The following is a 13,215-nucleotide window of genomic DNA, read 5'->3' as shown; positions in this document are numbered from 1 at the left end:
GTACTCAGAAAGCTCATCAATAGCGTCATCCGGGTCAACATCAACGCGGAAAAATGCCGTATCCTGTCCTTGATAAATCCACTCTTTCGATAGAACAACAGACTCGCCGAAATTCAAAAGAGCGACCACCTCATCGTCGCCTACGGCAAAAAGATCTTCTGAATCCGGCAGAACTTCAGACAGCCTAACGACAATATTCTCCGCCGCAGAAAGGCCTTTATTCTCGATTTTCACATTAATAGTAATGCGTTCGCCTGCAACAGGATCAGCGTCTACTTCGCTTAAGAAAATTGATGATGTTAATTCTGGCTTTGTGGATGTAGCGCGGTGACCGGAAACATTCAACGCCGGATCCCCAAACAAATTAGTGATCCGAATATCTCCGTAATCAAGCAATTTGGCGCTTAAAATAACGCCACCAATGGTGCCAAAGTTATACTCATAGAGATTTTCTAAAATAAGAGGTATTGCCGCATAGTTGTACTGATACGTATCACGCGAGCTTCCCCAAAATGCCGCTGAACCCTTAGCTGATGCTTTAACCCAAGATTCACCGAAAGAGTTTGACGTGGGATAGTCAAAGTACCCTGTCTTACAGCCAATGCTAACAACAAGAGCAGGATATCGGGTTTGAGGCTGATTACCGTTGATCAGGGGAATTAAACTAGAATTTAGCGGCGGATACCACGAAGTTATGCCTCCATGATCTTTGTATATGACATGCAAAACGCCCTGCTTGATGATCTCGGCGGCAACTGACGGATCGTGATAAGGAGACAAAGAATCATCATGATGCAATTCTTCCATTTCCTGATAATGCTTGAGAACAAAATCTTTTTGAGGTGTGGTTACTGCCGGGCCACGCTCATACCCGCCGATATATAACCCGCGTGTTCCCCAGTGGTTTTCTCCTTCGGGGGGATTCTGCTCAAAGTAGAGAGTTTTATCAACCATATAACCTAATTCCGCATCTGTTTTCACGGGAAATCGCCCGACCATCACATCCGGAAAATTATCATCTCCATCCACGCAGCCATAATAGTGATCGGTGATCGCTCCGGAATTTTCATGCATCCCCGGCATAAACCATTCGGCTGTCTCAAAACCTTGATCAGCATCGCCGATCAACGAAACATAATCAAGATCGGGAACTTCAATATTTCCACGCCAATTTTCATACGCAAATCGGATAAATTCTCTGATAGAAGAGCCCTCGGAATCATCTGGGTCAACCGGCATATATTGCGCATAAATATCCGAACGTTTAATAACGCCAATGTTGTGTCCGCCGCCTTCTACGCTAGCTCTCCAATTAAGCCAAGTTGCAAGGCTAGCAGAAGGAGCTCCTTCGGGCATGAAAAAGTCAGCGACAACAACAAGATAATCAATGGGAAGTTCCAATGAAGGATTAACAATATCTGCCGGCGCTAAAACATGATACGCGCCGGGAACATCAACTGAAGGCGTATTGATGCCAGGTCCCGCAGGTTGACTAGGATCAGAAAAGTTATCCTCTTGCGAAATGGAAATCAAATGATAATTAGGAATCATTGCCTCATAAATATTCTTAAAAGGGCTCTTGGCTTGAACAGAGACAGTGTTGTCTTTTTTGCTGCTGACATAAGAAATACGCACGCTTAGCGAATCGCAATATTTGATGGATTGTTTCTGCGGGTTAAAAGAAACCGGATGGAATTCAACGATCGCCACATGGGCTGAACGGATCTTGGCTGTACCCTTCAAAACCACATGTGAATTCCATTCATCCTTTTTATAAACAGCCTTATCTTTAACAAACCGTTCCTTGGAGCCAGAAACTCCCTCCTCCTCTTCAAAATACATCTCCGGAGCCGGATAGACGATGCCCTTTTGTTCGGAAGCATAATGAGTTTCTTCTATGGTAATTCTAACATTGGTCGCATCTGCGGGAATTTGGAAGTTTTTACTGATCAAAGGGAGTTCCGGCTTGCCTTCTTCAGATGTATATAGAAAACCCGAAGAGTCGTCCTTCTTATAACGGATATAAGAAACTCCGTCTTCCGCGACTACTTTTTCATAAGAGAATCCTTGGGTAAAATCAATCGTCGTAACGATTTCTTGGGCGGTGGATGACAGGACTTTAACTTGCGGGATGCTTTCGCCCGCGGATCTGCCGGAAGTAGCTTGGTAAGATTCCGCTTGCCGACCTTTGCCTTGCGCCGCTTCTTCTGCCATGGAATTACTAACAGAAAAATCCTGGAAAGAAAAGAGAACGGATAAAACGGCAATAAAGAGTATTTTTCTCATTTCGTCTCCCCTTTGGCTCGTTCCAACAAGCACAAAAAACAAAAAATTAAAGAAGCAGCCCATTCGGGCGCTTCTTTTGGAATACTTCGCACTGATTTATGCTTCTTTATAATATTTCTGCAATTACTGAACAAGTATTGCTAACCACTATGTAAAGTATATCCCATAAAAACCCGCTTTCAATGCTTGCTGGGACGCGTAAGAAAGCGCTTTCGCGGGATCTAAAAACAAAAAAGGGCTGCTTCATCCGTCACTATTCAGTGACGGATGAAGCAGCCCGCTTAAATTACTTTACAAAAAAACTATGACAAGTCTACTCTATTTGCCGACGCGATGAAAGAGAAACAGAAAGCGTTGAAAGGTCCGCATACTCTAAAGCGCTTCCCACCGGAATTCCTAATCCAATCCGGCTGATCTTAACTCCCGTATCTTTAAGTTCCCGCGTAATATAAAGCGCTGTTGTTTCACCTTCCGTGTCCGGGTCGGTTGCAATGACAACTTCTTTAATATCTTGATTTTCAACTCGCTTAACCAAATGATGGATCTTTAGATCATCCGGCCCCCGTCCTTCGGCCGGAGCGATAGACCCCAACAGAACATGGTAATGGCCCCGGTAAGCACCGGTACGTTCAATAGCTAAAACATCTTTAGGATTTTCTACAACGCAAATCGTTCGCTCATCGCGGTTGGTGTCACTGCAGATCAGGCAAACTTCTGCTTCGCTTAAGTTGTTACAAATACGGCAAAACATCAATCCTTCCTTGATCTTCGTGATCACATCGCATAATTCCCTGACATCTTCTTTGGGCGCGCTTAGAAGATGAAAAAGAATACGCTCGGCGCTGCGCCGCCCTATTCCGGGAAGTTTCATTAATTTTTCAATAAGATTCTCGACAATTTTAGGATAGGCCATTGTTTTTAACCGTCACGATTCCATTTGCTAACAACTTTTCCTTGAAAAGTATCTAACGCCGCTTTGACGAACGGTTCTTGGTTTTGATGCGGCTGGTGATGTTCATCGACTTTAAGATTAATATTAACCATAGTCCCTAATTTTTCAGAAAAAATCTTCTCGATCAGCCGAAGATTGTCTTTTTGCTCTAATGACTCTTTATGGAAAACGGCTTCCGGCGAGAAACTGATGGTCAACTTCTCTCCTTTAAGCAAACTCGGGCTTCCTTCTTGTAAAAACGTCGCAACGGACATCTTTTCACGGCTGATCGCATGCGTAATAGCATCCCAATTGCGCCGGATCAGATCCAAAGACAACACCAGCTTCTCTTGCTCCGGGGCCGCGACAGAAACCGGCAAATCCTTACCTGTTTCTTCGATATCATCCGCGGAAAAATCAACATACCCTTTTTGATTGGCTAAAACATTTCGCGGACGCGCGAGCTTGGCATCAGGCTTCTCAGCGACAGATTGTTTTTCTTGAACGAGTTTCTCCGGCAAAGCCCCCGGCTCTGTCGTATAAGTCAAACGCGCGAAGGCAACTTCCAAGGGGATCGTTAAAGAATCTGTCCGGCGCGCGAATTCCTGCGCTTCAACAAAAACATCGATCGCTGCTAAGATCTCTTTTAGAAGAAATTTCTGCGCTTGAGTCAAGATCATTTCCTTGATCGCCACCGGATAATCCACCAATTTTCCAAGCGCTTTGCCGCCAATTTTAATGACCATCAAATTCCTAAAATGTTCGATCAGGTCGCGGTTAAGCTGTTTGATGTCTTTCCCCTCTTGGGAAATTTTGTCAAAAACGTCCAACGCTTGCGCACAATTTTTCTTCGCTAAGGATTCAACGAGTTCGAACAAAAGTTCTGTCTCGATAATGCCAAGCATAGAATAAACATCGGCGGTCTCTATTTCTTGAGCGATCAAAGCGCTTAACTGATCTAAAATACTTAAGGCATCACGCAGGCTTCCCGAAGCCGCTTTGGAAACCATAAACAACGCATCGTCTTTGATCTTGATCTTTTCTTTAGAGCAAATTGCGCGCAAAGCTTTTTGGATCGTTTCAACCGACACGCGCCGAAAATCAAAACGCTGACAGCGGGAAATAATTGTCGCCGGAACTTTATTGGCGGCCGTTGTGGCTAAAATAAATTTTGCGTGTTCGGGAGGCTCTTCGAGTGTTTTTAAAAGCGCGTTAAACGCCTCGGTCGTTAACATATGAACTTCATCAACGATATAGATCTTATAACGGCCGTAGGATGGAGCGAATTTAACATTTTCGCGAAGTGTGCGGATCTCATCAATGCCCCGATTGGAAGCACCGTCGATCTCAATGACATCAAAGCTATTTGAGTTTGTGATTTCCTTGCAGGCAGGACATTCTCCACAAGGCGTTAAGGTCGGCCCATTTTTACAATTGAGAGACTTCGCTAAGATGCGAGCGCAGGAAGTCTTCCCGATGCCGCGCGGCCCGCAAAAAAGATACGCGTGCGCCAGGCGCTTAGATTGGATAGATTTCTGCAGGAGATCTGTTATGTGGCTCTGGCCGATCACTTCGTCAAAAGTTTGCGGCCGGTATTTTCGGGCTAAAACAATATACGACATAAGTTCGTCTTACCGTTTAATTTTTGGTTACGGCTATATCTTAACATAAAAAATCTTTAAACAAGCACGAATAATTAAGGAAAATTACGCAAATCGGCCAACACGGCTAAAAAGCCTTGGACAACCATCAATTAAGGAGTCTATTTTAGGATTTTATTTAAAGCTTGCTCTAGATCCGGATAGATGAATTGATACCCGCTTTCCAGAAGCTTTCGAGGAGCTACTTTAGCACCGCTTAACAATAAACTATCCGCCATCTCGCCAAACATTAATCGAATCATAAAAGCCGGGGCTGAAACAAAAGTTGGCCGGCGTAAAACTTTTCCTAAAATTTTTGTGAATTCCTCATTGGTGACCACTTGAGATGTTGTTAGGTTAACGGGACCGGAAATAGCATCAGTTTTAAAGATATGGGAGATGATTTCCGGAATTTCATCCAAAGAGATCCAGCTCATCGGTTGAACTCCGCTTCCCAATTTTCCTCCTAGCCCCATTTTGAAAACAGGCAGCATCATTTTCAAAGCACCGCCCTTTTGACTTAACACCATTCCTGTGCGCAAATGAACAACACGAATTCCGCAAGCCTTGGCTAATTGTGTTGCTTTTTCCCATCGATCGCACACTTGCGCTAAAAACCCGGTTCCCATCGGGCTTTCTTCATCAACTTCTTCGTTTGAACTGTCAGGACCATAAAAACCGACGGCCGATGCTGTTAAAAATAAACGCGGCGGGTGCTTAAGCTGAGCTAAGGTTTGAGATAAAAAAGCCGTGCTTTTAACACGGCTATCTTCAACGATTTTTTTATACCCGGTTGTCCAGCGCTGACTCGCTAAATTAGCTCCAGCCAAATGAATAACAACATCGTGATTTTCTAATCCTTGTGTATCAATATACTCACGTTCAACATTCCAGCGGACGACTTTTTTATTGATCATAAGCGGTGTGCGCGGACGAATGATCAAGGTGACCCGATGGCCTTGACGGGAGAACGCCTCCACAAGCGCCGAGCCAACTAATCCGGTTGAACCACTGATAGCAATACGCAACGGCATAAGATCCTTTTTAGAAAATAATTTTTTTATCGCATATACGTTACACGAGAATAATTAAGATGTCAACTGCTAAGGAAATGCTTGAAAGAAAATAGGCGGCGTCCGACCACTAAGAAACGTGGGTGGCGGGGCGGACGCCGCCTTTCTCAGAACTTATTTCTTATACATGCGCGGGTTGATTCTGACTCACCACTTGCGCCGTAATTTTCGCGGGCGCCTGCTCATAATTCGAGAACTTCATAGTGTAACTTCCCCGTCCTCCGGTCATTGAGCGCAGATCCGTCGCATAACTGGACATCTCGGAAAGTGGAACATGGGCTTTAAGAATTTCATTCTTTCCTTTTGCTTCCGCCCCTAAAACTCTTCCGCGTCGAGCATTAATGTCTCCGGAAACTTGCCCGATAAATTCATCGGGAACCGCCGTATTTATTTCCATGATCGGCTCCAACAAAACCGCCCCGGCTAATTTCACGGCTTCTTTAAACGCCATCAACCCGGCGATCTGAAACGCCATATCGGAAGAATCAACGTCATGATAAGATCCGTCCGTAACGGTCACCTGAATATTGATGACCGGATATCCGGCGATCACCCCCTCACTGATGGCTTGCCGAACACCTTTTTCAATAGACGGAATAAAATTGCGAGGAATGGCGCCGCCAAAGATCTTATTGACGAATTCAAATTGAGCGCCATCCCGCGGCAAAGGCGCAATCTCCAGTTCAACATCGCCGTATTGCCCTCGGCCTCCGGATTGTTTTTTATATTTATAACGGAATTTCGCCTTCTTGGTGATAGTTTCGCGATAAGCTATTTTGGGAACACCAAGATCGACATCAACATGATAGCGCCGGCGCATACGCTCCAGCATAACTTTAAGATGGAGATCTCCAATGCCGGAGATGATCAACTCTTTTGTTTCGGTATCACGGCTCACTTGAAAGGTATGATCTTCTTCGCAAAGACGATTTAAGCTAAGAGATATTTTCTCTTCATCTAACCGTGTTTTTGGCTTGATAGATGCGGAAATAGATGGCTGCGGAAATGTGATAGGATCGATGACTACCTTTTCTTTTTCATCCGCCAAGACATCCGAAACATGAGCATTTTTTAATTTTGCCAAAGCGATAATATCCCCGCATCCGGCTTGATTAACCATCACCTGGTCTTTACCCTGCAACATCGTGATGGCGCCAATATGTTCGCGCGTTGACGTATTCACGTTAACGAAATCAGAATTCGGCGTTAATTTTCCGCGCAAGATCCGCATCAAAGAAAGCTGTCCTAAGTGGGGGTCGAAAATAGATTTGAAAATGAACCCCGTAAACGGCCCGTCATCTTGCGGAGAAATATCTTTTAATTGCTGGGTGACAATATCTCTGGCATGAAAAGCCGGACGCTCGACCGGTGAGGGGAAATACGCAACGATCGCCTCCAGCAAATCGCTGATGCCGCGATCGGTGGCGGCACTGCCGACGATAATAGGAACAATTTTTAATTCTAAAACCGCTTTATGCAATACCGGCTTTAATTCATCGATGGAAAGATTTCCACTATCTATGTATTTTTCCAGAAGTTTTTCATCTAACTCGGCAACAGATTCAACGAGCTCGGATGCATTAAGATCAAGGAGATGCGCATCTTTAGACAAGCGCTCCTTGATAGATTGAACGACTTCGGCGACATTCGCTTCCGCTTTATCAGATTTATTAATAAAAATGATCCTGGGCATTTGAAATGATTCTAATCGCTCCCAAATATCTTCCGTCCCTGCCTCAATACCGTTTACGGCGTCGACAACGACGATGGCGGCATCGGTCGCCCGCAAGGCGGCAATCGTTTCCCCGATAAAATCCGCATAACCAGGCGTATCGATGATTTGTATTTGAGAGTTTTTATAAGCCGCTCTTAAGAAACTGGAATTAATGGAGATCTTTCGTTCAATTTCATCCTCGCTGTAGTCGCTAATAGAATTTCCCTGCATCACGTCGCCCTTTCGTGTCGTTGCTCCGCTAACAAAAAGCAGGCTTTCCGCTAAAGACGTTTTTCCGCTATGAGAATGACCCAGGATGACAATATCTCTTTTAAATCTCGCTTCCATAATAATCCTATCCTTTCTAAAAATGGCTCTTGCACACAAAATACATCTTTAGAAAAATAATCACTCCTGAAAGATCACGCATAAGAAACTTTTCCTGATTCGACATCTAAGGAAACATGGGAACTGCCGACATCGGCTGCCGTATTCCGCTTTACCTTAAGATGTTTTTGTTTAAGCAAGTCCATAGCTGAACGCAAATTTTGTCGGTATAATAAATCGCCTTGTTCATGAGGGACATTCTCCCCGGTGACAAGGCGTACCACAATATCTTCTTTCTTTGCGCCTAGAAGCGTCATGTCGGTGATCATTTCATCAATGGCTTTTTCCGGGTCAGGCAGGATAACGGAATCCAATTTTTTCGTGGAAAATGTGGACGCGAGCATCGCGTGGGCTAAGGCGCCAATTTTCTTATGCGCGTCATAAGCAGCAAAAACAAGGCAAGAATTATGCGCATCGGATTTTAAAACAACTTCACCTTGCCCCGCCACCACTTCTCCGGTGTGAACATCAATAAATCTTTTCATCGCCCCTCCTCTTTTGAGCCCCCGATGTTTTGATTCGCTTTGCGAACGCAAACGAATCAATGGGGGCAGGTTAAATATTTTTATTTTTATGTAAAAAAGGAAGGGGGCAATGTCTCCGACGGAGACATTGCCCCCTTAAAAAATTCTCAATCTGGCCTGAATACAATGTTCAAAAAATACCACCTCCTTCAACACCGGTGGCTTGCCGCATCTACTATTCTTTAAAAAAATAAAAACCCCCGTGGCTTTTACGGAGGTTTGTACATTCAAAAGAGCTTAAATAAATCTAGCTGATGCTAACTCTTTTTTTTATTTTTTGCAAGAAAAAAATCTAATGAACAAAAATAGAAAAATACGATCTAAGCAGGTTCGCCGGAGATTTTTGACAACGCGTAAGATGCTCCCGCCCCTAAGAAAAATATAATAACGGCGAATAATACCACATGCTCGCCTCGAGGAACTCCCGGGAATATTTCGATGAACGAAGCCGTGACCAATCCTAATATGAAATAATAGGTCATGGCCGGCGACCTCTCTAGGCATACTTTTATAATCTTTGAAAAAACAAGTATTCCTGCCATTGCTCCGAAACCAACAACAATGAGGGGCGTTAAAATCAATCCTTTAATGGCGGCAATAATGAGCGCGTATTGTCCTAAAAGCACCAAAACAAAAGATCCGCTAATTCCGGGAACGATCATGGCCCCTCCGGCTAAAAACCCGGAAAAAAGAAGCGTCAGATATCTCCCCTTGTCAAACATCAACATCTCCGGCGCATCAAACGTCGCTGTTTCAATCGCCGTAAATCCAAGTAATGACGGGCCAAGAACGATGAGTATGCCCGCGATAAAAACAAACACGCGGGAGGTTTTCACTCTCATATCGCCATGTGATCTCCATATCGACGGAACACCGCCTAAGATAAGCCCCATAAAAGCAAATATGGTAAGATGAAAATGATGTGTTAGCAAGAAATCCATCACATTCGCCAAGAACAGCATGGAGATTCCGGCGCCTGAGAGTATTTTTGCCAGGAAGATAGCGTACTCTTTTCTTTTTCCGGGAGATTCAAAAAAACACGCGATCGATTCGATGAGACGGTCATAGACTCCGAGAACCACAGCCAGTGTACCACCCGATACCCCCGGAATAATGTTGGCCACTCCAATGGCGCACCCTTTTAGAAATAAGATAACTGTTTCCTTGATTCCGTTTGTCATTTTCCCTCTCTATTCTGCCCAGCTTTACAACTCGCGTGTTTTTGTGTGCCTCCCCAGAAAACACAGGACAGCAAAAAGTTAAGATTTTAAGCTACAAAAGCCCTTGCGATCTTAAAACATTTTCCACGATCATTCGGGCAACTTTTCCATTGGGATCTTTTCCTCCTGTGATATTACATGCAAACACATATGTTGTCCCGCTGTGTTCAAGAAATCCTACAAACCATCCCAAGGACCATTTCCCATCAATGCCCATGCCAGATCCGGTCTTGCCATAAAGCGTTCCCTTTTCACTCTTAGACACAAGCATAACATCTTTTAATTTCGCAATATTCTTGTCAGCAAAAGGCAATTTTCCATCAAGTAGTTTATTTAAAAGCGCTACCTGCTCATCAGCGCTAATCATTATTGAAACAATTCCTGAACGATCGAGCCAGAAAATATCGATCCCGGCCGAAATATCTTTAGTTCCATAATTAATCCGATCAATATATTTTTTCATCCGCTTCATACCAATTTGGCGCGCCAGAATTTGATACGCCGGCACCGCTGATACGCGAAATGCCTCACGTAACGTCAAGTCGCGATTCCAATCATTGATATCACGGCGAACACCATCCCATTCATACCATGGGTCATCCGGCCCTTTAATTAAGCCAAGTTCAAGTCCAATAAGCGTATTGTAGATCTTGAAGGTAGAACAAGGAGAAAGACGTCGAGCGCTTAATGCAGGACTGGTATTTATAGTTTCATCCGCTGACCGATTATAAATTACCAGCGCGGCATCATAGTCGCCAAAAAAAGATTTGTCAATTTCTTGCGCGCCTGAAACTGTTAAGAAGCCCAGAAAAAAATATAATAAAAATATGATTTTTCTCATCATTGCATCCCCTCGCCATGACAAAAAAATTTGAACCCTATTGGCATCTTTGCCGAATAGGGCTCAACTTGTCACCTCACAACACTTGTTTTGGTGTCCGCTATTTTTTCCTTGTCGGGAAAAAGCTACTATGTTTGCGGCGCCGTTTCAGCCGACGTTGCTTGTCACAACGTTACGGCTTCATCGGCATCCGCCATTTTTTTCCTTGTCGGAAAAAAATGGCGGAGAGGTCGGGATTTGAACCCGAGGACCGGGTCACCCCAGTCAATTGCTTAGCAGGCAACTGCATTCGGCCACTCTGCCACCTCTCCGAGCGCTACCACAATGCTATATTAGAAAAGCGCGAGGACTTCGAGTTCCGCGAAAGCGGAACGAGAAGTTCCCGTCTGTCAAAATCTTTTTAAAAAGCGCGAGGACTCTGAATCTGCCGCCAGGCAGATGAAGAGTTCCCGCCTCTTAAAATCTTATTAAAAGAGCGAAAAGTTCCCGCCCTATAAACTTCTTCAATTCGTCAATTCCTGCGCTTGCTTACGTTTCTTCTGAAAAAATTCACTCAATAAACTTCCGCACTGCGCTTCGTTAATAGCTCTTTTAATTTCAATACGGTGATTTAATTTCTCATGATCGGCAATATTAACAATGGAGCCGCAGCCTCCGGTTTTAGGATCGCCCGCTCCAAAACAAAGACGCTTGATTCTAGCTAAAACAAGCGCTCCGGCGCACATGGAACAAGGCTCAATTGTAACATACATCGTACACTCCTGCAACCACTTGGAGGACAGAAAACTCGTCGCCTGAGTAATGGCCAGCATTTCCGCATGCGCGGTAGGGTCTTTAAGCAGTTCCACCTGATTATAGGCGCGGGCGATCACTTTATTTTGATGGACAATAACCGCCCCCACCGGCACTTCGTCTTTCAAAAAAGCCATCTGGGCTTGCCGTATCGCTTCCTGCATAAAAACTTCATCAATGGTCGGCATAATACCTATAGTTATTTTTTGATTTTTTGAGTTCTCGAGATCGGCAGGATCACTTTAAAGGTTGTTCCGCTGCGCAAACTACTTTTCACCGTTACGTCTCCCCGGCAGCTTTTCACGATAGAATAAACGATCGATAATCCTAACCCAGAATTTTTTCCCGGGCCAACTTGTTTGGTCGTAAAAAATGGTTCAAAGATACGCGGTAAATTCTCTTTGGGAATTCCTAAACCGGTATCATGAAATTCGATTTCCACATGAGACGTTTCATGGTCATAGAACGTGCGGACCGTGAATTGCCCGCCGCTAGGCATAGCCTGCAGAGAATTAGAAAAAATATTGGTGATCACTTGGTCAAATTCGACGACGCTAATAGCCGCGCGCGGCAATGACGTCGCTAGCCGTAAAACCGGCTTCACATTCGCTAATTTTAACTGTTGCGTAAAGGCCTTCAACGATTCACGCAAAACGCTATTGACGTCACAGTCTTTTTCTTTGATGCCGGCACGCTTACGGTTCAAAAGCAAAAGTTTATCGTTAATGTCGCAACAATACCGGATCTGATTGCTCACCGAGCGGATAGTCTGCATAATGTCGGAAAATTCTTTAAAGCCGATATATTCAAAATCTCGATTGCTGTATTTGGAAACAAGCTGTTGAATATGCGCCAGAACAGCTTTTAAAGGATGCTTGATCTCCTGCGCCGTCCCGGAAACAAAAAGGCTTAACGCCATCATCTTATTGGTTTCGCGGATCTTTTCTTCATTGCGCACGCGTTCCGACAAGTCACTAAACCGAATAAGAATAACTTCCCTATCGCCGGCTGTTATCCGTCGGCAAAAAACCGAAACCGGGATTTCCTGGCCGTCACTGCGCGTCACCTCAAGATCGCATGGCTCGCTTTTTCCTTTTAAGCTACGGCTAAAGATCGCATTATAAGCCGCTTCATGTTCAATGGGATACAATTGTGACTGATGAATACCGACCAGTTCTTTTTTGGGGCGTTTAAAAAGCTGTTCGGCTTGACGATTAGCGTCAAGAATGATCCCGTTTAGATCAGCAATGATCAAAACATCATTGGCATCTTCAAAAAGATCACGATATTTTTTCTCAGACTCGCGCAAAAGCTTTTCAAGATGACGGCGACGGCGAATATCGCGGACAACCGCGTGAACGCCAATGATCTTTTTATCTTGAAAAAGAGGCGAGGCATTCACTTCCACCGGGATAACATTGTGCCGGCTATCAATGACATCGATCTCTTCTCCAACCTGTCTCTGCCCTTTTTTAGCCATTAAAAAACATCGCATAGCTTTCGCTTGCGATGCGCGATGGACATACTTTTCAAAATGAGTTCCGAGTGTTTTTGATAAAGGAATATTGATAAGATCGACGAGGGCACGATTAGCAAAGGTGATCTGCCCTTTGAGATCGACCGTAAAGATCCCGTCCGCGGCAGATTCGGTAACAAGCTGGCAAAAACCAACGGGGAGATGCGGTAAGTGGCTATTTTTTTTCGACATAATCTTAATCAACGCGCCCGAGAGGAATCGAACCTCTAACCTTCTGCTCCGTAGGCAGACGCTCTATCCAATTGAGCTACGGGCGCATAATCTTAAAAC

Annotated in this window: 10 protein-coding genes and 2 tRNA genes; all 12 read right to left on the bottom strand. The window is 44.4% G+C overall.

Annotation, left to right across the window (positions count from 1 at the left end; all coding sequences use genetic code 11):
• The coding region (locus WC676_08630) for a C25 family cysteine peptidase (GenBank protein ID MFA5060668.1) at positions 1-2,286 on the bottom strand (2,286 nt) is incomplete at its 3' end.
• A 313-nt stretch (positions 2,287-2,599) separates the two neighbouring features.
• On the bottom strand, positions 2,600-3,199 hold the full coding sequence (gene recR, locus WC676_08625; protein ID MFA5060667.1) for a recombination mediator RecR: 600 nt from the start codon (positions 3,197-3,199) through the stop codon (positions 2,600-2,602).
• Between the two features lie 5 nt (positions 3,200-3,204).
• A complete protein-coding gene (gene dnaX / locus WC676_08620; protein MFA5060666.1) occupies positions 3,205-4,839 on the bottom strand; it encodes a DNA polymerase III subunit gamma/tau in 1,635 nt (544 codons plus the stop codon).
• Positions 4,840-4,979: 140 nt separating this feature from the next.
• Complete coding sequence (locus WC676_08615; protein ID MFA5060665.1) at positions 4,980-5,891, bottom strand: TIGR01777 family oxidoreductase; 912 nt, start codon at positions 5,889-5,891, stop codon at positions 4,980-4,982.
• Between the two features lie 160 nt (positions 5,892-6,051).
• Positions 6,052-7,992 (bottom strand): elongation factor G, encoded by a 1,941-nt coding sequence (locus WC676_08610; GenBank protein ID MFA5060664.1) that lies wholly within the window; start codon positions 7,990-7,992, stop codon positions 6,052-6,054.
• A gap of 74 nt (positions 7,993-8,066) precedes the next feature.
• The gene (locus WC676_08605) at positions 8,067-8,516 is read right to left on the bottom strand and encodes a hypothetical protein (GenBank protein MFA5060663.1); all 450 of its coding nucleotides are present in this window, start codon (positions 8,514-8,516) and stop codon (positions 8,067-8,069) included.
• A gap of 359 nt (positions 8,517-8,875) precedes the next feature.
• Positions 8,876-9,736: a DUF368 domain-containing protein gene (locus tag WC676_08600; GenBank protein MFA5060662.1), complete on the bottom strand. Its 861-nt coding sequence runs from the start codon at positions 9,734-9,736 to the stop codon at positions 8,876-8,878.
• Between the two features lie 91 nt (positions 9,737-9,827).
• Positions 9,828-10,619, bottom strand: coding sequence for a penicillin-binding transpeptidase domain-containing protein (locus WC676_08595; GenBank protein ID MFA5060661.1), 792 nt, complete (start codon positions 10,617-10,619; stop codon positions 9,828-9,830).
• A gap of 216 nt (positions 10,620-10,835) precedes the next feature.
• A tRNA-Ser gene (locus WC676_08590) sits at positions 10,836-10,927 on the bottom strand.
• 192 nt (positions 10,928-11,119) lie between these two features.
• Complete coding sequence (tadA, locus tag WC676_08585; protein MFA5060660.1) at positions 11,120-11,596, bottom strand: tRNA adenosine(34) deaminase TadA; 477 nt, start codon at positions 11,594-11,596, stop codon at positions 11,120-11,122.
• A gap of 11 nt (positions 11,597-11,607) precedes the next feature.
• Positions 11,608-13,116 carry a PAS domain S-box protein gene (locus tag WC676_08580; GenBank protein MFA5060659.1) on the bottom strand — a complete coding sequence of 503 codons (1,509 nt, stop codon included), beginning with the start codon at positions 13,114-13,116 and terminating at the stop codon, positions 11,608-11,610.
• Between the two features lie 12 nt (positions 13,117-13,128).
• Positions 13,129-13,202: transfer RNA gene (locus WC676_08575), tRNA-Arg, on the bottom strand.
• Positions 13,203-13,215: the final 13 nt, after the last annotated feature.

It is taken from the genome of Candidatus Omnitrophota bacterium, from assembly GCA_041649175.1.
In the GTDB taxonomy this organism is placed as follows: domain Bacteria; phylum Omnitrophota; class Gorgyraeia; order Zapsychrales; family JBAZNR01; genus JBAZNR01.
This window is presented reverse-complemented; position numbering and strand designations above follow the sequence as displayed.